Genomic DNA, 23,203 nt, shown 5'->3' with positions numbered 1-23,203 from the left:
TGGAGAGCAACAGCCCCATCTACAAGAAAATTAAAAAGCCTGTAGATACAATTCAATTTTCATTGAGTTTGTCTACAGGCCGGAAGGTGAACTATTCACCTTCTTTTTTAGTTGTTCCCGGAGCTGGCAGGATAGGCAAAACAGTAGAATACTTGATTTCCCTTAAGGATAAATTTGTTTGGATTCTAGATATCCCCAGCTTATTTAACTTTCTGATGAAAACGTCTAATTCCTTTCTATCTCTGATAGCCGCTTTTAAAAGATAGTCATGTTCCCCTGTCAAGCAATGGCATTCCAGTATTTCCGGCATGGATTTTAAGGCATGTTCTAAGTCCTCTAATTGCTTTTCCTGATGCAGATTCGTACTGATTAAGATGTAGCAAAGCAAATCAAAATTCAGCTTTTCTTGATTTAATATTGCAACCTGTGCATCGATAAACCCTTCATTCTCCAGCCGCTTGATTCGCATATGCGTGGCTGGCGGTGAGAGAAGAATGCGCCTGGCTATTTCAGCATTGCTTAAACTGGCGTTTCTTTGAAGGATATCTAATAGCTGAAGGTCAATATCATCTAAAGCTTTTTGCTCGTAAAATGGCATGTCATCGGCTCCTTTTGTTTATTCAAAAAAATGTCCTTATTTTTCATTTGAAATGAACATTATTTTGAAAAGATAGTTCATGGCCTTATATTATTTTAAATTATTTGTATCAATAGTTTTTTTATTTTGTAAATGAATTCAAGATGTTAACATTATTATAACATTCCTTGTATTTAGCATAAAAGTGTTTAACAAAGGAGTTCTATGAGACATGAAAGATAGAAAAGGTTTTTATGTTTTTTTAATGCTTTTAACAAGCTTTCTATGGGGCGGGAATTTTGTAGTAAGCAAATCGCTAGTTTCTCATGCTTCCCCGTTAACCTTGACGAGCTTAAGATGGTTGATTGCTATTGTTTTGCTTTTACCGATGGTGTGGCGAACAGAAAGAAGAATCCTCCCTCCGCGCAAGGCTATTTTGCCCTTGGTTTTGATGGGAATCACAGGAGTGGTCCTATTTAATATTTTTCAATTTTTAGCACTAGAGCGAACTGCTTCCAATAACGTTGCTTTAATTTCTACATTAATTCCGATTGCGATTGCTGTTTGTTCCTTTATTTTTCTGAAAGAAAGAATGAATGCACTTCAAGTTTCCTCAATGATTCTTTCGCTTTTTGGTGTCCTTCTTGTCCTTTCTAACGGAAATATCAGCTTAATCTTTTCGCTGCAGTTTAATGCGGGGGATTTGTGGATGATAGGGGCGATCAGTGTATGGGGCCTGTATTCTATTCTCAGCAGATGGGCAATGAAGGAGACCTCATCGCTGATGGCTACTCTGTATTCGGGGGTTTTCGGGCTGCTGATCCTGCTGCCGTTCAATGTGTTTGATTTTGCTATATCCAGCATAGATCAGTCTTTTATTGTGTCTATTCTATATACAGGTGTTGTATCTACCGTAATTTGTATGGTGCTCTGGAATAGTTGCACCCAGAAATTAGGTGCTACAGCAGCGGGTGTTTTCTTAAATTTCAATCCAATATTTACAGTGATTTTGTCCTTTTTATTTTTGGGAGAACAACTTTCCATCATACAAAGCATAGGCGGCTGTCTAGTCATTGCAGGCTGCATTGCTTTCCATCATTTTCAATCGAAAACACCTTTTGTCAGTATAGCCGCAGTGGAGGCAAAATAGCTTTTGGGAATATATTTTTAACGAAACTGCTAGCGGGCTGCATTCATAATTTGCATTTCTACTCTAGATGCAAATATGTAAACTAGAGAAACGACCATTTAAAAAGGGACAAAAATTATCCCTTTTTAAATGGATAAATGGGAAGCCTGTTTATTTCTCGCAAGCAATGCCGTCTTTGTCTCTATCAAGCTTCGAATTGGCTTTGTAAAGCTCTGCTGAGACAGTTGGAGCAAATTTAGTTTTGCCGCCTTTATTTTGTACTTTAGCGTCTTTTGCTACGCCGCCTTTATAAGTCTTGTTTAGCTCCGTACAGTTTTTATAAGCCTTTGCAGCTGCATCAGCGGACGAAGGGGAGACAGCTGAAACTCCTAACAGTAAAGATGAGGATAGCACAACTGCAGTAATACGTTTCACAATCAATCAGCTCCTTTAAGTGATTTTTTTAGCCTTATAAACAATGAAAAAAGATTCGGGTAAAAATACCGGTGAAACCATATTGGCATATGTAAAAAGATATAGGTATTTTCCTATATTATCTAATATAGAAATTCAAAATTCTATATTTATCATTCGACAGTTAATGACAATGGACCTAAAATGAATGATTTAAAAAGGCCTGTATGATTATTTGGGCAGTTCCTATTTTATTTGCAGGAGATTCAATCAATAGACCGTCTTTTAGTTATTGACAAAACCTTTAACTGCTAGTACTATTAAAATTAAAAATTATTCAAAAATAATTATAGGTATCAAAAAATTTAATATACAGCGAGCTATAATTGCTATGGATCACACTATAGCAGGAGCAGCTTCTGGAGAGACCGCGGGAATTCCGCGGCGCCGAAGGGTTCACAATCTCAGGCAAAAGGACAGAAGAGTATTGGAATATTTATTTGTTGTACTGACAATAGTTAGTATGGCAAATATTATTTGTTATACTTATGACCATGAGATTGGATGTCCTCCAATCTCTTTTTTTATGGGTCTTGATTTATTGCTCATTATTTCACATTCATAAGTTCGCAGACTTCAAGGAGGAGTTACAGGTGGCACAACAAGAATTAAAGAGGGATCTATCCAATCGGCATGTTCAACTCATTGCCATTGGCGGCACTATCGGTACAGGATTATTTTTAGGATCCGGCAAAGCGATACAAATGGCTGGTCCCTCTATCATCTTTGCTTATTTAATTATGGGTATGGCTCTTTTCTTTGTTATGAGGGCACTAGGGGAACTCCTGCTATCGAATGCAGGCTATCAATCCTTAACAGACATTGCCGAGGATTACCTTGGACCATGGGCATCATTTGTAACAGGGTGGACCTATTGGTTTTGTTGGATTATGACCGCTATGGCTGACGTGATTGCCGTTGGTGTATATGTACAATATTGGTTCCATATCCCGCAATGGATTCCTGCCGTGATTTGCTTGCTCATTTTATTAGGGCTTAACCTGTTGACGGTCAAGTTGTTTGGGGAATTAGAGTTTTGGTTTGCTTTAATAAAGGTTATTACTATTCTTGCGTTAATTGCCATTGGAGTCATTTTGCTGATGGCGGGATTCAAGACAGATTCGGGAGCGGTTACGATTCAGAATCTTTGGGAGCATGGAGGGTTGTTTCCAAATGGGATTTCAGGCTTCTTGCTTTCCTTTCAAATGGTTGTATTTGCTTACGTCGGCGTGGAACTGGTAGGTGTGTCGGCAGCAGAAACGTCTAACCCGGAAAAAAACATCCCATCAGCCATTAATAAAATTCCTTTAAGAATTTTATTTTTCTACGTTGGTGCCTTAATTGTTCTTTTGTGCATCAACCCATGGACAGAACTAAATGCAGCAGAAAGTCCGTTTGTGAAAACATTTAGTTTAATCGGAATTCCGATTGCTGCAGGAATTATTAATTTTGTTGTATTAACTTCAGCCGCTTCCGCTTGTAACAGCGGCATGTTTTCAACTAGCCGGATTTTATATAATTTAAGCAACAGCGATCAGGGGCCAGCCGGTTTTGCAAAGCTGAACAAAAATCACGTACCGCGCAACGCGTTGTTCGTATCGACGCTTGTCATATCAGCGGGGGCTCTCTTGAGTAAACTTATACCCGAACAAGCCTTTGGAATCGTGACGACTATTAGCGCTCTTTGCTTTATTTGGGTGTGGAGCATTATTCTTATTTGCCATTTAAAATATAAGAAAACCCGTCCGCAATTACAGGCAAAGTCAACATTCAAAGCACCATTCACGCCGTTTGTTAATTATGCTGTTTTGACGCTCTTTGCTGCGGTTCTTGTGATTATGCTGGTTTCTGAAGAGACGCGCCCGTCCTTATTGCTCACTCCTTTATGGTTTATTCTCTTGTTTATTTTGTACGGAAACAGAAGAAAAAAGGAGAAAAAAGAAGGAATATAAAGATGGAGCAGCGATGGATGCGCGCCGGCTATGTTATTCAGACGCAAGGGGCAACTTCAAGAAAGCTGTGCTTTGGATTTCAGGCAGTAAATAAGGCTGTTAAGTGATAAATGGTTTACACTCCCTCAACTAGAGGCAAGCACGCGGCTTTTAAAAATGAATACACTAGTATTGATAAAGCTGGGCTTTTTCGTAAATACAGGGAGGGAGAAGGGCATGCACTATTTTTTAAATAGAGAATCTGTTTATATGATGCCAGCTTACACGGTTCCCAGTTACTTTTATATCGCTCCAGAACATGCTTATCCGGGCCGGCAAACGGGCCGCTCGCCATTAGTCCTTAATCAAAATAGCCGGCGAAAGGAATGTGTGACGCAAAGAGAAGTTGAATTGATGAGAAATGAGCGGAGCCTTTGGGAGGAGCATGTTGCTTGGACGAGAATGGCCATCATCAGCCTGACATTTAATCTTCCGGATGTTAACTTTGTGATCGCTCGTCTTTTGAAAAATGCTGGTGACATGGGTGAAATGTTCCGGCCTATTTATGGAGAGCCTGCCGCTAAGACATACGCAGCCTTAATTAAGGAGCATCTTCTGGTGGCAGCAGATCTTGTCAAGGCAGCTTTAGCCGGCAACACACAGGCAGCTGAGGCAGCCGAACGAAAATGGTATGCCAATGCAGATCAGATTGCCCTTTTCCTTAATAGTGTGAACAAATTTCTGCCAAAAGAAAAAGTGAGGGAAATGTTCTATCAACATTTAAACTTAACGAAGCAAGAAGCTCTGTATATGATCAATAAGGACTATCAGAAGGATATTGCTGTATATGATGAAATCGAAAAACAAGCCAGGGAAATGGCTGATATGATTTCAGATGCAATGATCAAGCTCTATCCGGATTTGCAGAGGTAGAGGAGAAAACAGAAGGTATTAGTTTGACAGATATTTTCGAGGGCAGCCGTTTGGTGGATAGGAACCCAAACTATGCTTGAAGCAGTTAGTGGAAAGAAAACACAAATGAGATGTCCCTCGTTTGTGTTCTTTTTATGCTTGTTACTGCACGAGGAGGGAGTTTCATCCATACTATGCTCAAGAGGCGGCGGACAAAGGCCGGTGTTGGTGTGAAATAAGAAGGGAGCTGACTTTTATGCGGAAGGCATAGGGGTCAGCTCCTTTTTCCATAAACAGGTTTCCTTTGACCAAGTCAGTCCAAGGCTCGGCTCATGAACAAATCATCAGAAAAGCTTTTTAAGAAAAAACCTTTTCTTCTGTATTCAGCAATTGCAGTGTTTGCTGCAGGGCCTGTTGTTCTTGGTCATTTAGAGGAATCATCGGCAAGCGAACACCGCCGACAGGGACTCCGTTTAAATTTAATGCTGCTTTTACAGGTGATGGACTTGGTGCAGAAAATACCGCTTTGATGATAGGAAGGAGGCTGCGGTGGGCCAGAGCAGCCTCTTGGAGCTTCCCATTCTTAAAGTTTTCAATCATCATCTGCATTTCATTCCCAATAATATGTGAAGCAACTGAGACGACTCCAGTGCCGCCAATTGATAATACTGGCAAGGTCAAGCCATCATCGCCGCTGTACAAAGAAAAATCTTCAGGTGTTTGGCTGATAATTTCGGTCATGGCCTCTAAATTGCCGCTGGCATCTTTAATGGAGACGATATTTGGAATGCTTGACAGGCGAACGACCGTCTCAACAGACATATTGGCAACGCTTCGTCCTGGTATGTTGTATAGCATAACCGGTAATGGCGTGGATTCTGCAACCGCCTTAAAATGTTGATATAGTCCTTCTTGAGATGGCTTGTTATAGTAGGGAACAACAAGCATAATTCCATCGACGCCTGCTCTTTCTGCAAGGTTCGTTAAGTGAATAGAGGCTCTCGTATTATTGGAGCCGGTACCCGCAATGACGGGTACTCTCCCGTTTACAACCTCAACCACAAATTGGAATAACTCAGCTTTTTCTTCTGTCGTTAGCGTAGGGGATTCACCGGTTGTTCCGGCTACCACTAAACCGTCTGTTCCATTGTCAATTAAATGATTGATTAAATTTTGGGCGGCATGAAAGTCAATCTCTCCATTTTGAGTAAATGGGGTCACCATTGCAGTTAAAATTTGTCCAAAGTTCATTGCTTCTCCACGTCCTTTATTTTTTTTATTCAATAGAGGGAGAAGGGCGATTCAGTATTCACGCAAAAAAGCAGCAACGAGGCTTCGTTGCTGCAGTAGAAACAATTATGTAGAAAAATTATTTCTGTGCGTAAGATAGCCCTCCATATAGTTTCCTATATGACAGTTCTGTATTTATTCAATAACAGAACCAGCTTCAAGAAAAATGAGATTCTTTTGGCTTCGGCAAATCCCCCTTTTCACAATCATCATCGGATCTCATTCTCCTCACATTGCGTACTCATGGTCTTTGCGCCTCTATCCTTACTTCAAAAAAGATTGAAATAAGTAAGTATTTAATTAGACTACATAATACCAGTTTTTTGGCTGAATTGCAATGAAGAGTTGACCATATGTCTAAGTGTTTGAATGAAGTGAAGGGATATAACAATAAAATTATGGTAAAATTCGATAATTATTTATTGTTAAACGATAAATAATAAGCTAAAATCAAGTTTACACTAAATAAGTGAGGTGCTTCTTATGAAAAGTGGTTCAACACTTTTTTTGAAGCTGGCTGTTTTTCTGATTGGAACACCAGTTTTTGCCTTGTGCCTATTTTGGCTGCCTTGGATCGTCAATGAAGCAGTGGAACATATTCCGAAGCTGGCTTATTTGCAGTATCCCGCTTTAACGGGCATGTATGTAACAGCTGCAGCGTTTTTTGCTGCACTGTATCAGGCATTCAGGCTTTTGAGCTTTATTGACAGAAACGAAGCTTTCTCAGAATTGTCTGTAAGGTCGTTAAAGAATATCAAATATTGTGCAATTGTAATCAGTGTTTTATATGTAGCAGGTATGCCGCTCTTATATCTCGTGGCGGAGGCAGATGATGCGCCGGGTCTCCTTATTCTTGGATTGGTCATTATTTTTGCCTCAACAGTCATCGCCGTCTTTGCGGCTGTTCTCCAAAGACTGTTACAAGAAGCTATTCATATAAAATCAGAAAATGATTTAACGGTCTGAGGTGGAAAACATGGCAATCGTAATTAACATTGATGTGATGCTAGCTAAAAGGAAAATGAGTGTAACGGAACTTTCGGAAAGAGTGGGAATCACAATGGCGAATCTTTCTATATTGAAAAACGGAAAAGCAAAAGCCATTAGATTTTCAACTTTAGAGGCAATTTGCAAAGCGTTAGAATGCCAGCCGGGGGATATTCTGGAATATCGAAGGGAGGAAGAGGAATAGTTTTCATATGGAAAGAAAGATTTTATTTTCCGGCATTTGATGGGTTAAATTTATAAGAAACTTTGGGGGCTCAATTTATGAGAGCAGTAAAGCAGCTCGTTTATTTTGGTTGGGAGCAGGCTTTGTCATGCTTGTTTCCGGTTGTTATTTTTGCCTCTTTGGCTTTTACACAAATCGTGCCGCTTCCCTTCCTGCCGCGGTATGACTGGCTCCTCATTATCTGTTTGCTGATGCAGTGGGGAATGGTGCGTGCCGGGCTTGAAACGCGGGATGAGTTAAAGGTCATCACATTGTTCCACCTGATTGGACTTGCTCTTGAAATTTTCAAGGTACATATGGGTTCCTGGTCTTATCCGGAGGAAGGATATTTCAAAATTTTTGGAGTGCCTTTATACAGCGGGTTCATGTACGCAAGCGTAGCGAGCTATCTTTGTCAGGCTTGGAGGAGACTGAGGATTGAGCTTGTTAAATGGCCGCCGCTTTGGGCAGTTGTTCCTCTTGCCGCTGCAATATATTTGAATTTTTTCGTTCATCATTACTGGATGGACGTTCGTTGGTGGTTATCCGGACTTGTAATTATCGTATTTTGGCAATCCTGGGTCCTATATGAGGTGAACGGCACTCGTTATCGCATGCCGCTTGTCCTTTCATTTGCGCTCATTGGTTTTTTTATATGGATAGCCGAAAACATTGCCACCTTCTTTGGCGCTTGGAAATATCCAAACCAAACCGATGCATGGAGTCTCGTTCATTTAGGAAAGGTGAGTTCCTGGCTCTTATTAGTAATTGTCAGCTTTCTGATCGTAGCCACTTTAAAGCAGGTGAAGAGAAAGAGCTCGGTGGGGATGGATACTGGTCAAACTCTGTAGCTGTTAACGGCTTTTTGATCTGAAGTATGTGAATATAAAGAGACAGTCCCGAAGTAATATAGACGACTAACGTGCTTTTGATGGAAAAAGGAGGGCGTCATGCTTGGGATGCAAAATTAAACCAATCAATTGGAACTTAGGTAATATTCGTACAGCACTCGACTTGCCAACTCTCTAGCACAGTTACAGGAACAGTTTGTTATTCAATATATAAACTGTTCCTTGCCTCTTTTCCAGATGGCGCATCTTCACAACCCGAATCCTCTAAGTTTGACTGCAGCAGCTTGCTTTGCGGCAGTCAGGTCTTTCGCCGGCCTGTTCTTCTTTCTCCACTTCTAACCCGGTAAAACCTCGGTTTTGCGGGCGTCTATATAACTAACCATTAACCCAACATACAGGCACGCCGAAATGAGATAAGCTAAAAAGCATGTTTATGTCATTCAGTAAATTGGTTGCCAATTATATATTTACCATTCGACAGTTACTGACAATATCTCCGCATACCATTCTTTACAATAAGTAGACAGCCCTCCCTGCAGCAATGAGCGGCCGCAGGGAGAAAGCCAGCTTACGCCTTATCAAATATACGGCAGGGAACATGGCAGGCTGTTTCACTTCGTAAACCTCGAGCGTATGAATGATAAGGACAAGATGAGTATCCTTCAATAAAGAGGGAGAGAAGTAATGGATGTTATTAACGGTTTATTTTTGTGAATGATCAAGAAAGGGGGAGTCCTGTGGATGAAAAAAATCTTTTTAATGTTCCTGTCATTGTTCGTTCTTTTCATTAGTATAAATGCTCCGGTCATTTTTCAAGAAGGCAACCCTATTCCACTCGCAGTTGGTATAGCAAAATTACATACGACGGATCAGAGTGTGGTCAAAATAGACGGTGAAAACAAAAGATATGTAACAAAAGCCGACTCTCAAGGAAACCAGCCATTTCTTGATTTGATGAGCTCAAAGAAATGGGTCTTTAAAGAGCAGGCTGGGGCAGGTCTGTTCTTTACTAAAGGCGAGAAAGAGTTGATTGTCGAAAGCGAAATGTATACATCGAAGTATAAAATTTATACATTAGATTAAAGGAATAAAACGTATAAATAAGCCCCGATCTGTTTAGATAGGGGCTTACTTGTATGTCAAGATTCTTCGTTTAGGATCACTTTTGCCCGAATTGGCCGTTCTCCATATTTATACATTAACGAAACCAATTCGTCCCGATCAATCAAGGCTACGTTATTGGCCATCGCTAAATGCTCTGCCTGTTTAGTGAAATAGCGATTGGTCACAACCATGCCTGTTGAAGCTTTATATATTGCTAAGGCGCCTACTACTTCTTGTACGGCCCTAACCCCTATTTTTTTGCCGTCTCCATAACATTTGGCTTGAACAATACTTCGCTGTCCTTTCTTACTCAAAATTAAATCCGCACCAAAATCACCGGCGCTTTTCGTTACTTCCGTCCGGTAGCCTTGCTTCTCAAATAACGGAACCAAGAAGTGTTCAAATTCATGCCCGCTTAAACAATCAACATCTTCAATGTGAGAAGAGAGGTAGCGGCGGTTTCTTAAAATCACCATAAAAGGCTTTCCAAATAGAAGATGAGCGCCATAAAAGAAGCCGATTATACAAAGTGGAATCAGGATGTCCGCGCTGTTTTTTGCTTGAGGGAGAAGGGCCACTAAGATAATCAATAGTGCAGGAGTGGCGATATGTTTATTCCGATGCCTTTTCCGCCTGGCCATAGAATCACCTGTTTTCTTTTTTCTTATATATGCCCAAAGAAGATGGCAGGTATTCGGAACAATACAGCAGCTGCTTCTCGTTGCTTTATATAGTTTTGCCATTTATATGTGCCGAGCTGTGTGGAGGGAAAATCCTACCAAGCTTAGTTGGTTAAAATATTGAGATATTTATCCTTTTATAAAAGTGCTTTTGGAAATGTGGCATTTTTGTTTACCTTCTAAAAGTTCAATCGTTATATAAGTAGGAGGGGCGATATGAATGATGCGTTCGAAAAAAAATTACAGCAACAATTACATGTGGTGTACTTAACCTTAATGAAGATGGGGACCAGTAAAGAAGATGCTGAAGATATTACGCAAGAAACAGTGATTGAATTCCTTCAATATATCGATGGAATTGATAGTAACTTTGCGCAGGCTTGGCTATACCGTGTAGCGATCAATAAATATTATGATTTGCTAAAGAAAAAGAAATCTCATGCAAATTATATATTGACATTTAATATGAATGAACTTTTTGATTACAACACACCGGAATACTTGTTATTAAGAAAAGAACTGCAGAAAGATATTCAACATGTGTTAAGGAGAATGAAGCAAAAAGAGGCAGAACTGCTTTTAATGAAATATAGTGCCAACTTTTCTCTGAAGGATATCGCGATACTATTTCACACAACTGATAAAACGATCAAAACACAGCTAGCGAGAGCGAAACGAAAATTGGTGAAGTTATTAGAGGAGGATAGGTTAAATGAAGGATAGGTCAATATTTGAGCAGGATGATTCATTCTCTGAACTGATGAAAAAGGCCAAACGTAAATCTATTAAGCGAAATATTATCATCTCCTTGTTTGTAAGTATTAGTGTATTAGTTGTTTTATGGTTACTTTTGTATATTGGTCAACATTTCATGTATGAAAGAATGTACGAGGATGCGGAAGAAACAAATGACTATTATCATATGTACGGGGCAAATGTCTACCCTAACGGAGCATCATATGATTATTTTTTCGTGGCAGGCCGCTCAAATGCATCTACATACAAAAAGGTGAACGGTCATTTGATTAATTGGGATTTTAAAAGCAATTTTCATACCATCCTAGGAACAAAAGCAAGTATAAATACAGCAGTTCTGATCGACAGAAATGACAGTACATATAAAAATAATTATAAAATGGTGAACTTTCATTTGCCTAATGAAAAAACGATTCATGACGACTTGAGCTATTTGAAAACTTTACCGGATTTTTATAGCGTAGAAGCGGCTTTATCTTTTCACGAAGAGATGACACTCAGTGAAGTTAACAAAGTCTTTCCAGAAGCGAGTTGGGTGTGGCTGTTGCAGGATCACTTATATAGAAATGCGTCATCTTTAAAAGAAACCTATCAAGATAATACCCTATCCGTAAAGCGAGATTTTAGCGAAGTGGATGGAGATCATGCACTTGGATTTTCTGTTGAAGCTAACAAGGCCTTTAAAAAAGGCGCTAAACAATATATCACATTCCTTGAAGAAAGATCAGATAGTTTAGCAGGTGCAAAAGAGGCCCTGCAGATGTTGAAACAGCAGGACCTAGATCAAATCCCTGTAGCAGGCGTTATTTTAACAGGAACAGCAGAGGAAGTCTTACCTTATGCAACAAAAGCACCTGTAAGAGTAGTTCGAACAGGGGTGATCATCCCGTATTAGGAGGGAGAACCATAAACAATATGTTAATTATAGTGAAACGAGGGAAATAAATTGCGCTGGAAATATCTTGTTCTTTTTTATATCAAACAAATAGCTAGGAGTAGGTTGTATGTTGGCGCGAGTGCATTATTCTTCCTTTTGTTAATCAGTCGACTAATCTTGTTTTTTTTCAATCCACATCATATGGAGCAATATGGACAATTACCGAGTGAGGTAGCGATGATTGTCCAAATGGTCTCAGTTTTTTATATAATTTTTTTCTATCGCCTTCATTCCAATGAATTACTTTATGGAACTCAGTCTTTCATTGTGGATGGTTATCGAATTATGTTAGAGAAAATTAGTGCCATGTTCTTAGCACATGTTATGTATCAAGGAATAATGTTAGCCGTTACATATACTATTTATACAGGAATTTATTTTAGCGTTGGGATAGAGCCTTCTGGCTTTTATCTGTCTTTGTGGCGTTTTTTGATCATTTATCTGTTTGCCCCTCTGATTTTAAGTATGTTATATGGTGTGGTTATAGCAATGATTTTTGGGGTAAAAAAGAGCAGCTTTTTGGTTATTTTATTGCTGTGGATTATGACCGGAAGTATGAGCACAGAGTTATTTTTTGATTACTTTCATAGTGTTCATGCGGATGAATGGTCGTCTTTACTTTTCATCGGAATGAATACGGTACAGCATGTATATAACTCTTATGTTGGTTTCGATGTGCATTGGGGAAATGAACTAAAGCTGATTACCTGGTTTCTGGTTAGTACGGGAGTTGCTTTGATTTTGTCACTTCGCTGGACACGTAGAGCAGAGGAGAGGAACCTTATCATTAAAGTGCTATTGGGAATGCTCTGTCTTTCTCTATTTGCTGCTTATGGAGTTACAGCATTAAGCACAAAGGCTTTTAGTAGAGCAGATGACTCGACAGAAACAAATTATTATATGAATGTAAATCAAGCTGAAGCGGACTTGCGTTATGAGGTTGAATCGTATTCGATTTCATTGGAAGGAAAACAAGCAACTGTCCATATTGAACTTTCTGGAATACATACTCTCGAACCAAGCTTTCAATTATATCATGCCTATCCAGTTAAGTGGATTAAAGCAGGCGATGAAAAGGTGAAGTTCGAACGTTATGGAGACATTCTGACGGTCCATCTGCCATCGAATCAGTCCTCCTTCACTGTTCGCTACGAAATAGCAGATACAAGCTTTATTCCGTATACTAATGGAAGAGTCTTACTGCTTGCTGATAAAGCTTGGTATCCGAAAAAGAGAGCTTCACATATGTATGAGAGGAATGAAAATACGGGAGAGATCGAGTTGAGCGAGAGCTTTTTACCTGAAGAACGTTATTCCTTTACGGTGAAAACGGAAGAGGTACTGTTTAGCAATTTGCCAAGGCAAGGAGATGAATACAGCGGTGAGGCACAGGCTGTGACTATTATAAAGGGGCAGGGGAAGCAGTTAATATATGGCGATTACAATATTACATATCCCGCAGACTGGCCTAAAATGAAAGAGAGAGTGCCAAAGGTATTGTCACAATTAGAAAAGACGATATACGAGGTGCAGCAACTTGTCCCTGAAGCAATCCAATTGTTACCTAAGTCTATTGTGTTTTCCAATTATGGGCTGTCTTCCTTAGTGACGAAAGATCACTTGGTATACAATACTAATTATGGAGATGCGGTGGATTCATACGAGACGACAAAGGATTTTCAAGAGAATCTCTTAAAGCTTGCCGTACAAAAAAAGGGGCCATATAAGCTGTATAGAGAATGGCTTTATCTTTCCAGTCAATTTATTCGGCAAAAAAATAACTGGAAAATTGAATCTAGAGAAAGAAGTGTTGACTCATTTTCTTTACCGAAAGCAGAACAAGAGTCAATAGAGTTTATTTACCATTCTTTTTATCAATTAAACGATAAACAACAACGTCAGTTTCTAAGTGGATGGTATGAAAAAATGAATGGAAATTGGACATGGGATCAGGTGCTGGACTTAATAAAGGAGGGAAAGTAGCGTGGAGATTTGCGTTCAGGAATTGACAAAGATTATCAAAAAACAACAAATATTATCCAATGTCAACCTTTCTTTCTCTGGAATTTACGGCCTGTTAGGACCCAATGGTGCTGGTAAAACGACATTGATGAAAATATTAGCAAGTTTGACTGAGTTTAATGAAGGAAGCGTATATATTGATGAGGAATTAATAAGCACAGTGACTTATGTTAAGAGAACAAACCATATTGGGTATTTGCCTCAAGACTTTATGATTTATCCTGAACTTAAGATGTATGAGGTACTTGAACATATTGCTGTTCTTCAAGGAAGTAAATCTACTATGTCGTATGACATACAAATTAAAGAAGTTGCAGAAGAAGTTAATCTGTCTGATCATTTAGATAAAAAAATGCGAGAATTATCTGGTGGAATGCGGAGACGTGTAGGCATTGCACAACTTTTATTGCGTAAACCCTCTATTTTGATTTTTGACGAGCCGACGGCTGGACTTGATATTGAAGAACGAATACGTTTTCGCAATCTGCTGAAGCAGATAGGGAAACACCACACGGTCATTATTTCCTCTCATATTGTTGAAGATATTGAATTTCTTTGTACGAAAATTGGTGTTATCAAAAGTGGAGAGGTGTTATTTGAAGGAACTCCAGAAGAACTAAAGCATAAAGCCGCTCACTGCACATATGAAATAAATATTCCACTCGAAGAATTAGACAAAGTTATTGCGTCAAAAGAAGTGGTCCAGATAAATGAAGAACCTTCTCACATTGTGGTGCGCGTATTATCAGATGAGCCAATCGGTCAGCCTGTCAGTCCGCGCTTAATGGATGGCTATATGGCACTTTTAAAAGAGGCGGCTCATGGATAAGCTCATTCATTTGTTTACCTTTGATATCAAATTGCTTCGGTATTTGTATGGCTTTCCATTTGTCGCTTACACCCTGTGTATTTTGCTAATGTTGACGATTGGGATGCGCTCTGATTCTCCGTTTACATCGTATATCTTCGTGCAGGGGATTGCTGTGCCGATGGCTGGCTTGCAATTGGTGTTCCTCTACAACAGTTTGTATGAGGAGGGGGCAAGAGAGACGTTACTCTTTTATTATCGCAAGGTGCTAATCGTCGATGTAATGCGCTATGCTTTTTTACATGGGGTATTTATTTTGTCGCTTGTAGGCTTAACGATTTGGATGAACGGTATGGGATTCTTTAACAGCACTATTATTATTCATCTTATTATGCTGTTTATCTTCTATCAAGTAGTAGGAATTGCCATTTTAAGCACCACAAATAGTTTCGATATCACTCTAGCCATAGTGGCAACATATACCTTTATGGAAATAGCAACGCAAGGTACGTTTATGCCTTGGCCACATTTATTTCTATTTGTCAAACCTATTGACGATATCTGGCTTTGGCTTACCTTTTTATCATTAGGAGTAGGAATTTTATTATCAGTGGTTCAGTTATTGAGGAAATTTAGATAAGAGAATAAGTGATAAGAGGAAAATAGGCATAGCTTGCGTGTAGAGCACGATTATATTAGCACTAGTTATTTAGCAGCATACAAACAAATACATAAATAAAGGAACTGTTCAATACGTCTCTAAAATTAAAACAGGCTGAGAAAAATGATGGGTTTTTCTCAGCTGATTGGGATGAAAGGGGCGGCTCCTGCGGGGATAGCACGAGCTGAAGACCTGCCCACAGAAAGCGTCCACCGGAATGAAGATTAGATTTTTTTACGTCAACAACCGTAACTTTATCGTATTCGCATGCTTTTGAGTACGATTTTATTTCTTCAATTGCACGTATTAATTTTTCATCATTTCCGCGATAGACATCAATCACAACTTCATTTTTATCTACTCATGCTCTTTTCTTTATTTTCAATAGGATGCGGGTGGATAGTTTTTACTGATAGCTTCTGCATGAACAATATAACGGCATATGTCAAAATCGAAATGCTGAGGACAGATGACAACAGCCTTGGTGAGAGCTATTTTTCAATAATGTTTCATATTTGGATGAATTAGTAGCTATCCAATGATCACCCGCTCTTTTGGATAATGATAGTTTTCCTGCGGTGTTCCCTTGCTCAATAAAAAGATAAAGGACAAAATTCCGATCCTGCCAATAAACATCAACAAGATAATCACACATTTCCCTGCAGAACTTAACTCCGGTGTGATCCCCATTGACAATCCCGTTGTCCCGAAGGCGGAGCTTACTTCAAATGAAATTTCCATCAGAGAAAACGGTTCGGTTGCAGAAAGGGCAATGGTAGCGATAAAACAGATAAAAAAGGCTGTAAAGGTAACGACAAACGATTTTCTCACATCTTCTATATGCAATTCACGCTTAAATACTTTTGTGTTCTTGTACCCTTTCGCGAAAGAATAAAGAAACAATAGGTTTACCGCAAAAGTGGTTGTCCTTACGCCTCCTCCGACAGAACTGGGAGAAGCGCCAATAAACATTAAAAAGGCTATCACCAGTAAGGTGGGGTCGGAAAATTCACTGACGTCCATGGTCGCCAGCCCGCCATTCCTTGTCGTAGCAGATTGGAATAAAGCGTAAAAAAAGGATTCGTGCCAGCTTTTGCCCTGAAAAAAGTGATTGGCTTCCAGCAGCAAAATCATGATGGTTCCAAACACAAGCAAAGAAAAGAAAGTAATGGTGGTTAATTTGGTATACAGGGAAAAGAAAGGTCCTGATTGATTTTTCTTGCTGACCATGAAATTTTTTAACTCAATCAGCACCGGGAAGCCGATAGCTCCCAGTATTAATAAGATAATGTGAACAAATTGGACAAAGTAATCTTGGGCAAAGGGGACCAGGGAGCTGCCTGTAATGTCAAATCCAGCATTGGTTGTAGCACTAATTGCTGCAAATAGTCCTTGGTAGTATGCTTCCTGCCATGTTGGGAAATAGTTCAGAAAATAGGTGCCTAATATCATTGTGCCAATCAATTCTATTAAGACAATGATGGCTAAAATTTGCCTCATTAAATTGACCAGTCCAGACAACTGTGATTGATTCTGATCGGTCATAATTAATTGCCGCCCTTTCAAGCCAATCCGCTTGCGGGCAAGCATCCAAATAAAAGTGCCGAGTGTCATAATGCCAATGCCGCCAAATTGAAGAATGAACATTAGAATAAAAATGCCCGCCGTACTGAATGTGTCGACGATTGGGACAACAGACAGGCCCGTTACACTAATAGCGCTCACGGCTGTAAACAGGGCGTCCAGAAAAGATAAGTGTACTCCTGGCTTTAATGCGATAGGCAGACTAAGCAAGGCAGTAGAAACAATTGTAGCAATCAGATAAAAAGCCACAATGATTTGAGACGGTTTTAAAGCCTTTTTTCTTATAATTCTCATGATGAAAATAGGACTCCTTTGTTCACTGATTTCTCACAGGATAAGTGCAGTGTTTAGCTAAATTTATCTCCCATTCCCTAAGGGCATAATCCACAAACTTCACAATGAATCCAGCATGCTTCATAGTATAGTGTCCACGCTTCTTTTCTATAATAAACGAATTCTCCTGATCATCAAGTAACTTTTTATGTCAAAGCAGCGTGTGGCCGAGCGGGGAATGCAGGCTGTCAAATGCTTAAAAAGATAAGGGGCCGTGAAAGATAAAGATTTACTGATGGATACGGGAACTGAAGAATTGGCTCATATAGAAATGCCGGCAGTGACTGCTGCGGAAAGCGTCCGCCTTCATTCTGATCAGCCGGTTGTTGAGAAGAAAAAAGGTCTGTCTCAAAAAGTCATTTTTCATGATCTTTTGAGATAGACCCTTTTGCATTTTATTCATTATTCCAAAAGAACATAGCCAATAAAAAGGTTATTCGTGTGAACTGTAGAAATAAATAAGAGCAAGAAAACATGTAAGGGGGGAACGAAATGATTCACAAAGTCGGCCAAATTATGCTTTATGTAAATGATCAAGATGACGCGGTGAAATTTTGGACGGAAAAAGCAGGATTCAGTGTTATTTCTGAAGAAGATAACGGTCAAGGAATGAGATGGATCGAAGTTGCGCCAACAAAGGAGTCAGAAACGAGTATTATTCTGCATAACAAAGAATTCGTCGCTAACATGTCGCCTGGGTTAAATCTCGGCACACCTTCTTTAATGTTCTTCTCGGAAAATCTTGATCAATTACATCACGACCTATCAAATAAAGACATTATAGTTGGAGAAATTGTCAATATGCCTGCGGGCAGAGTGTTTAACTTTGCGGATAGCGAAGAAAATTACTTTGCAGTTATGGAAAAGCACAAATAGGCCAGGCTTCTTAGGAAGAGCAGTTTGACGAGATATAGTTGCGGCAAAATTAAAGAGAAATTTTTTTGCTTTAAGAGCAATCTATTTTGCTCTTTTTCTTTTGGAATGGTGTGCGGTCCTACCCGGCTAGAGTCCGTTACACTCGCAGCACGGAGGACGGGAAACCATGTGGATAAAGAAAAGCAGGATAAGACCAGAATGGAGGAATTCCTATGGCGAATCAAATCATTCAGTTGTATGGGTATCATGCTTGGGCGAATAAGACTGTTTTTGAGCATTTGCGAAAATTGCCTGAAGATAGATGGCAGAAGGACGTATTAAGCGTGTTTCCATCTGTTTGTCATGTCATGGCGCACATTTATGCAATGGACACGATGTGGCTCAGTGTTATGAGGGAACGGCCGTTTAACGAGGCGAGGGAGCTGTTGATGCAGCTGCTTGATGAATCAAGCAGGGAGAGCTTGGAAGGCATGAAGAAGCGGTTCATTGAAACTGAAAATAAGTATCGGGATTTCTTGAATATGGCAGATGTTGAGAAGGCTATTCCCCTGTCACATCCTGTACACGGCTCTATTGGCACGCCATTGTCAGAATTAATACAGCATGTTGTCAATCACGGAACCTATCATCGCGGCAACCTGACGGCCATGCTGCGCCAGCTCGGCCATAGCGGCGTTCCGACGGATTATGTCTTTTATCTCTATACAGTGGAGGACGGCAGCCTTCCGCATTCATGAAACAGGCAGGCCGCCAATAAAGCTGATATTCTGGCCGGACCATCAGGAGGGCAATGGGAAACGCACGATCAACATTCAATGAAGCCGATCATTGTTAGTATCGATATACAATGTTCCATCTTTTTGCACTTCAGCATAAAAGACGTCTTCAATAGAGTGTATTCCAGCAAATTCCAGCTGCTGGTTTAACCAGCCACGGTCCAAGTTTAAGCTCTTTAAATGGTCATCGTTTACTTTACCATCTAAAATAACAGCCATCGGAATGGGGAAAACCTCTGTAGCAGGTTGTTTACGGTTCATATCACTCTTTGTTACAGGCTGTTTGGATTCTTTTTTCATAACAGAGAGGCTGCCATCTGTCTCAAGGATTGCATAGTCAACCTCAGAAATTGAAAATACATTTTTCTTTCGCAGCAAACTATTTAGTGAGTCTAAATCCAGCCGGGCCTTGCGGAGAGCATGCTCCATGATTTGGCCTTTCCTAATCATTATAATTGGATTCCCGACAATAGCATAACGGGCTGTTTTGGATTTTATATCTAAAAATCCAAGCAAAATAGTGAAAAACGTCCAACCGACAAGTGCGATTAAGCCATTGCGGATGCTGAATGAAGGATCCACCGCAAGAGAGGCGCCAATGGTACCGATAGAAATAGCAGACACAAAGTTGAAGAAGGTCATTTGTGAAATCTCTTTTCTTCCCATAAGCCTTGTTAAAGCTAATAAGGCAACAAATGCAATAGCCAGTCTAAGCAACAGTTCGTCAATTGCCAATGGTTGGACTCCCTTCTTAAGAAAGTGGATTATAGTACGTTATTGTTCCAACTTTCTAGTTTCTCATGCAGCGGATTTTCACAGCAGGCTATCGGCACCTGCAGAAGGGAGCTTGTTCTCTCTTACAGGAATTATCCATTTGTTTTTAGCCGCTTCAACGCCTCAGCTACTTTCCGGGCAAAAGATAAGGGAGGTTCCACGGACTGAAAGTGGACATAGAGGATATTCGGCTTCGTGTACAGCCAATGATTATGCAGAGCGCTTACTATGATCCCGCTTTTAACAAGAGCATTTGTGAATCGGGGAACTTCTTCTTCAAGAAGTACAATTTCTCCAAGATTAAGCGCATTGCCTTTCTGATCGAGTGACTCAAACATTATTTCGGCATGAAGTTCGCCGCGGCTTGGACGTCCTTGGATGGTTACGTGGAGATCGCGGTCCATCTCTACGGAACAAACGCCATGTGTGATCGTCGGCTTTTTATTAAATACTTGAGCATATTGCTGGCATAGCATGTGGAGGTTATTCATCCGGCAACATCCTTACTATTTTTAATACAATGTATGTTTGCGTGTTTATTTGGCAGCTTGTATATGAAAAAGGTTATTTAGGAGGGAAGGATGGAGTGTGCTGTAAACCGCTTTAGGGAGAACGAGTGGCATTTATTGAAGAAGATGATCTCTGGCGAATGATCAATTGGAGCTTTCAGCATGCAAGCAGATCTTTGGGTTAAAAGACTCTTCAAATATCTATCTGAAGTTTATACAGGAATACGAGGTGATTTCATTGTTTACGATCGAAAAATATAGCCATACAGTGAAGGAAAGTTTACAAAGAAGTTCAGAAGAATTAATTCAACAAATAAGAAAAACGCTTGATTTTAATTATTATGATCAGGTTGATTTATTGGATTATACGGCATTTATTCAGCCGTATGAAATTTCCGTCGTGATGTACTCTATGGACAGGAACGCAAATGAGGTTTTTTATCACGGAAGTGAAAGCAACATTTTTGCGGGCAGTTACGACCTAATGGAGGATGTTGAGTATTTTAATCTACCTGATGACGAAGAAGATGATTTTTGGACGTTTTATGAACAGCATGAGGAAGAAATCTCTAAAATTGAAACACAAATAATGGTAGATTGGTTCAAAGATTGCTGGAAGCAAGCAGGCGGAGAAAGGGTTAAATTACCGTCCTATTTCAGCTTCCATGATTATGATCATTGCTTTGATTTGAAGAATAATCAATGGATGACTGACGGAGACAAATGGTTGAATTAAAAACGGAAACTAGAAAGCCTGCAAAAAGATCTGTTTGTTTAGTTGGCCCCTATAATCGGTTCATAGGAATATCAGGGGAAGCGTCTACCTGAAAGACAGAAGAAGAGCTTCCTATTTTAAGTGGAAAGATCAGAAAACCTGGAGAATCTCCCTTTAAAATGCTTATGTGCATTCCGACAAACATTCGGACAGGCTTTTTATGCTGTGTAAAACGATTGTTGTGAGCAAAAGCAGGGAGAAAATCATCGAAAAAGCTAAGGGAACGAACTTTATAGCCCGGGCAATAGTTGTGTAAAGGTTGTGTGGGATTTCTCAGGGAAGGCTCGCAATGGTAAGGGGGATTATGTTGGTAAAAAATATCACGGTGTCAATAGCTGCCATAACGAAATGGAAGAGAGATGGAATTTGAGCATGGAACAACAATTATATAACCTGGTAAAAGATTTAATTGAGCAAAGATATCCTCACGGCTGGGGAGGAGCCGCAGCCGTTCGCGTGGAAGATGGAACGGTTTATACGAGCGTTGCGCCAGAGGTAATTAATGCTTCTACGGAGCTGTGTATGGAAACAGGCGCAATTTTAGAAGCGCATAAATTTAAAAAGAAGGTAACGCATTCTATTTGTCTTGCAAGAGAAAATGAACAGGCCGAATTAAAGGTTTTATCCCCATGCGGTATATGTCAAGAACGTTTATTTTATTGGGGACCGCACGTGCAATGTGCGATCACCAATCCTAAACAAGCAGTGATTTTTAAAACACTGCAAGAGCTTCAACCGTATCACTGGACAGACGCCTATCATGATGAAATGGCGGAAGAATGGCGCAAACGATAAAGAGACTGGTTTCCCAACATAAACAGCCCCTGTCTTTCAGCGCCTTCAATTAGTCACACTTTATCGAGAGTAATGCAGCAACACGAACAGCGCGAGTACCAATTGAGGCACTCGCTGTTTTAGTTCGTTCAGATCTAGTCGCTTTTCAGCCATGTCTATCTTGGCGTTCAGCTAAAAGGGACAACTGTTTTTTCAACGTCTGGCTCTCCCGTAAAGATAATCTGATGTCACAAAGACTCCAACAGGCGGCAACGCAGAAGTACTCATAGGAGGTCCAGTTAAAGCGGTGGTGGTCGTAGCAATCCAAGTTCCGCGCTCTCCTGCTTGCAAAGAGGGAGGCTTCATGACGAGAGATCCACTTAAAATAAAATGCCGGGCTCTAATAGAGGGGTCATCGAATATAGACAAATGACCAGAATACATAGCATAAGGTGAATCAAATCTTATTTGTTTGGTGCTTTCATTCCAATATCCACTAATCGGAATATCAGTGCCGCGGAAGTTGATTGTGCCAGTTACATTGTTGCCTCTGACAGAGTTGATAACGAATGTACCTGAAACGAGCGGTCTGCCAGCTACAGTGGAGTCGATGCCCCATCGTGACGGGGATGGCAAACTGAACTCGATGTTCTGAGGAGATGGCAAAGCGGATACCCCCTTTCTTTTGATAATAGTTTATGCAGGGAGCTTTAGTGTGGGAATACAGAAAAATTTACTGGGTAAAGGGATGGTCTATTTCGCTGCTGATGGTGTTTCGAAAGCCTCCTCCTCACTTCAAGCGTTTGATCGATTTATTTTTAAACAAGCATCATTCTACGGCTGCCTTCTTTTTGTGTCTTCTGTTGATTGGAAAGGAAGACCATATTATGGAATTGTGGAAGAAGGCTGCCGGGCCGCCAAATGTGTATGTGATCTCTCCTTTTACTGCAGTAAAGGATGGAATCAAAAAAGTTCTCAAGGATAGATTAAAAAGCATGAATGTTTCTGCAAAGGTATTAAATGGCTGGATACAGAATTCTGTCGGTACGGTTCATACATTTCAAGGAAAAGAAGCCGAAATTGTGTATTTCGTAACCGGAACTGACGAAAATAGTGATGGCGCAGCCAATTGGTCCTGTTCAAAGCCAAATTTAATTAATGTAGCTGTTACCCGGGCTAAGCAAGAGTTTTATGTAATTGGTGATTACAGCCGTTTTTCTAAAAAACCTAACTATACTTCTATCGCAAAAAACATAGGTAAAGTACAAGATACAAATCAATCGACCATAAAACTTTAAGAAAGGTAAAGGCAGGGGAAGGATAACTTTCTTCTCACTCTGAACGGACCCCTTAAGACGGGAAAAATAAAACACCTTTAAGTTGAAAACGGGTATGAAATACCTGAAAAACTTAGAGGTGTTTTTTTAATGGATACGAGAGTTAGTTATAAAGCGGACGTA

Annotated in this window: 26 protein-coding genes and 2 riboswitches; of the genes, 18 read left to right on the top strand and 8 right to left on the bottom strand. The window is 40.0% G+C overall.

Annotated features, from left to right (window positions below; all coding sequences use genetic code 11):
* Positions 1-91 precede the first annotated feature (91 nt).
* Positions 92-598, bottom strand: a complete 507-nt coding sequence (locus BBA02S_RS14710) for an Lrp/AsnC family transcriptional regulator (protein ID WP_041096671.1) — start codon at positions 596-598, stop codon at positions 92-94.
* A gap of 211 nt (positions 599-809) precedes the next feature.
* On the opposite strand from BBA02S_RS14710, the gene BBA02S_RS14705 reads away from it, so the two are divergent.
* Positions 810-1,727, top strand: a complete 918-nt coding sequence (locus tag BBA02S_RS14705; RefSeq protein ID WP_041113357.1) for a DMT family transporter — start codon at positions 810-812, stop codon at positions 1,725-1,727.
* Between the two features lie 150 nt (positions 1,728-1,877).
* Here the strand turns inward: BBA02S_RS14705 and BBA02S_RS14700 are convergent, their stop codons facing one another.
* Complete coding sequence (locus BBA02S_RS14700; protein ID WP_041096667.1) at positions 1,878-2,141, bottom strand: excalibur calcium-binding domain-containing protein; 264 nt, start codon at positions 2,139-2,141, stop codon at positions 1,878-1,880.
* A gap of 388 nt (positions 2,142-2,529) precedes the next feature.
* Positions 2,530-2,610, top strand: a riboswitch (glycine riboswitch).
* Between the two features lie 163 nt (positions 2,611-2,773).
* Between BBA02S_RS14700 and BBA02S_RS14695 the strand changes: the two genes are divergently transcribed.
* Together BBA02S_RS14695 and BBA02S_RS14690 are read left to right on the top strand one after the other, a co-directional pair.
* A complete protein-coding gene (locus BBA02S_RS14695; protein ID WP_041096663.1) occupies positions 2,774-4,132 on the top strand; it encodes an amino acid permease in 1,359 nt (452 codons plus the stop codon).
* A gap of 393 nt (positions 4,133-4,525) precedes the next feature.
* The gene (locus BBA02S_RS14690) at positions 4,526-5,044 is read left to right on the top strand and encodes a hypothetical protein (protein WP_041098113.1); all 519 of its coding nucleotides are present in this window, start codon (positions 4,526-4,528) and stop codon (positions 5,042-5,044) included.
* A gap of 336 nt (positions 5,045-5,380) precedes the next feature.
* Here BBA02S_RS14690 and dapA read toward each other — a convergent pair whose 3' ends face one another.
* A complete protein-coding gene (dapA, locus tag BBA02S_RS14685) occupies positions 5,381-6,274 on the bottom strand; it encodes a 4-hydroxy-tetrahydrodipicolinate synthase (RefSeq protein ID WP_041096661.1) in 894 nt (297 codons plus the stop codon).
* A 128-nt stretch (positions 6,275-6,402) separates the two neighbouring features.
* Positions 6,403-6,582, bottom strand: a riboswitch (Lysine riboswitch).
* Positions 6,583-6,796: 214 nt separating this feature from the next.
* On the opposite strand from dapA, the gene BBA02S_RS14680 reads away from it, so the two are divergent.
* The 4 genes from BBA02S_RS14680 (at position 6,797) to BBA02S_RS14665 (ending at position 9,457) form a co-directional block, all read left to right on the top strand.
* Positions 6,797-7,279, top strand: a complete 483-nt coding sequence (locus BBA02S_RS14680) for a DUF2975 domain-containing protein (RefSeq protein ID WP_041096660.1) — start codon at positions 6,797-6,799, stop codon at positions 7,277-7,279.
* A gap of 10 nt (positions 7,280-7,289) precedes the next feature.
* Positions 7,290-7,505, top strand: coding sequence for a helix-turn-helix domain-containing protein (locus BBA02S_RS14675; RefSeq protein WP_041096658.1), 216 nt, complete (start codon positions 7,290-7,292; stop codon positions 7,503-7,505).
* Between the two features lie 77 nt (positions 7,506-7,582).
* Entirely contained in the window at positions 7,583-8,374 is a 792-nt protein-coding gene (locus BBA02S_RS14670; RefSeq protein ID WP_041113358.1) for a DUF817 domain-containing protein, read from the top strand.
* Between the two features lie 741 nt (positions 8,375-9,115).
* Positions 9,116-9,457 (top strand): hypothetical protein, encoded by a 342-nt coding sequence (locus BBA02S_RS14665; protein WP_041096654.1) that lies wholly within the window; start codon positions 9,116-9,118, stop codon positions 9,455-9,457.
* Between the two features lie 56 nt (positions 9,458-9,513).
* Here the strand turns inward: BBA02S_RS14665 and BBA02S_RS14660 are convergent, their stop codons facing one another.
* Positions 9,514-10,119 (bottom strand): restriction endonuclease, encoded by a 606-nt coding sequence (locus BBA02S_RS14660; RefSeq protein WP_041096652.1) that lies wholly within the window; start codon positions 10,117-10,119, stop codon positions 9,514-9,516.
* Positions 10,120-10,374: 255 nt separating this feature from the next.
* Here BBA02S_RS14660 and BBA02S_RS14655 point away from each other — a divergent pair, with 255 nt between their 5' ends.
* From BBA02S_RS14655 to BBA02S_RS14635, 5 genes are read left to right on the top strand one after another with little or no spacing between them, the layout of a single operon-like run.
* Positions 10,375-10,881, top strand: a complete 507-nt coding sequence (locus tag BBA02S_RS14655; RefSeq protein ID WP_041113359.1) for an RNA polymerase sigma factor — start codon at positions 10,375-10,377, stop codon at positions 10,879-10,881.
* Complete coding sequence (locus BBA02S_RS14650) at positions 10,871-11,809, top strand: anti sigma factor C-terminal domain-containing protein (protein ID WP_041113360.1); 939 nt, start codon at positions 10,871-10,873, stop codon at positions 11,807-11,809. The genes BBA02S_RS14655 and BBA02S_RS14650 overlap by 11 nt, the downstream gene beginning before the upstream one ends.
* A 51-nt stretch (positions 11,810-11,860) precedes the next feature.
* Positions 11,861-13,834, top strand: a complete 1,974-nt coding sequence (locus tag BBA02S_RS14645) for an ABC transporter permease (protein WP_041113361.1) — start codon at positions 11,861-11,863, stop codon at positions 13,832-13,834.
* A 1-nt stretch (position 13,835) separates the two neighbouring features.
* On the top strand, positions 13,836-14,702 hold the full coding sequence (locus tag BBA02S_RS14640; RefSeq protein WP_041113362.1) for an ATP-binding cassette domain-containing protein: 867 nt from the start codon (positions 13,836-13,838) through the stop codon (positions 14,700-14,702).
* Positions 14,695-15,321 (top strand): hypothetical protein, encoded by a 627-nt coding sequence (locus tag BBA02S_RS14635; RefSeq protein ID WP_041113363.1) that lies wholly within the window; start codon positions 14,695-14,697, stop codon positions 15,319-15,321. Before BBA02S_RS14640 ends, BBA02S_RS14635 begins: the two co-directional genes overlap by 8 nt.
* Positions 15,322-15,873: 552 nt before the next feature.
* On the opposite strand, the gene BBA02S_RS14630 is transcribed toward BBA02S_RS14635, so the two are convergent.
* Positions 15,874-17,220: a TrkH family potassium uptake protein gene (locus tag BBA02S_RS14630; protein WP_041096650.1), complete on the bottom strand. Its 1,347-nt coding sequence runs from the start codon at positions 17,218-17,220 to the stop codon at positions 15,874-15,876.
* Positions 17,221-17,473: 253 nt separating this feature from the next.
* On the opposite strand from BBA02S_RS14630, the gene BBA02S_RS20750 reads away from it, so the two are divergent.
* From BBA02S_RS20750 to BBA02S_RS14620, 3 genes are all read left to right on the top strand, one after another.
* Entirely contained in the window at positions 17,474-17,641 is a 168-nt protein-coding gene (locus tag BBA02S_RS20750) for a manganese catalase family protein (RefSeq protein ID WP_156141441.1), read from the top strand.
* 110 nt (positions 17,642-17,751) lie between these two features.
* Positions 17,752-18,135: a VOC family protein gene (locus tag BBA02S_RS14625; RefSeq protein ID WP_041096648.1), complete on the top strand. Its 384-nt coding sequence runs from the start codon at positions 17,752-17,754 to the stop codon at positions 18,133-18,135.
* Between the two features lie 212 nt (positions 18,136-18,347).
* A complete protein-coding gene (locus BBA02S_RS14620) occupies positions 18,348-18,872 on the top strand; it encodes a DinB family protein (RefSeq protein ID WP_041096646.1) in 525 nt (174 codons plus the stop codon).
* 75 nt (positions 18,873-18,947) lie between these two features.
* On the opposite strand, the gene BBA02S_RS14615 is transcribed toward BBA02S_RS14620, so the two are convergent.
* Positions 18,948-19,646, bottom strand: coding sequence for a DUF421 domain-containing protein (locus BBA02S_RS14615; protein WP_041113364.1), 699 nt, complete (start codon positions 19,644-19,646; stop codon positions 18,948-18,950).
* A 131-nt stretch (positions 19,647-19,777) separates the two neighbouring features.
* The gene (locus BBA02S_RS14610; RefSeq protein WP_041113365.1) at positions 19,778-20,176 is read right to left on the bottom strand and encodes a DUF1259 domain-containing protein; all 399 of its coding nucleotides are present in this window, start codon (positions 20,174-20,176) and stop codon (positions 19,778-19,780) included.
* 256 nt (positions 20,177-20,432) lie between these two features.
* Between BBA02S_RS14610 and BBA02S_RS14605 the strand changes: the two genes are divergently transcribed.
* The gene (locus tag BBA02S_RS14605; protein ID WP_041113421.1) at positions 20,433-20,930 is read left to right on the top strand and encodes a hypothetical protein; all 498 of its coding nucleotides are present in this window, start codon (positions 20,433-20,435) and stop codon (positions 20,928-20,930) included.
* 405 nt (positions 20,931-21,335) lie between these two features.
* Positions 21,336-21,764, top strand: coding sequence for a cytidine deaminase (locus BBA02S_RS14600; protein WP_041096640.1), 429 nt, complete (start codon positions 21,336-21,338; stop codon positions 21,762-21,764).
* Positions 21,765-21,956: 192 nt separating this feature from the next.
* Here BBA02S_RS14600 and BBA02S_RS14595 read toward each other — a convergent pair whose 3' ends face one another.
* Entirely contained in the window at positions 21,957-22,409 is a 453-nt protein-coding gene (locus BBA02S_RS14595) for a hypothetical protein (protein ID WP_041096638.1), read from the bottom strand.
* 221 nt (positions 22,410-22,630) lie between these two features.
* Between BBA02S_RS14595 and BBA02S_RS14590 the strand changes: the two genes are divergently transcribed.
* Positions 22,631-23,041: an AAA domain-containing protein gene (locus BBA02S_RS14590; protein WP_370670963.1), complete on the top strand. Its 411-nt coding sequence runs from the start codon at positions 22,631-22,633 to the stop codon at positions 23,039-23,041.
* The last annotated feature ends 162 nt before the right edge of the window (positions 23,042-23,203 follow it).

Source organism: Bacillus badius NBRC 15713, assembly GCF_001591605.1.
Classification (GTDB): Bacteria; Bacillota; Bacilli; order Bacillales; family Domibacillaceae; genus Pseudobacillus; species Pseudobacillus badius.
Note: the sequence above shows the minus strand (reverse complement) of the source record. Positions and strands in the feature narration are given on the sequence as shown.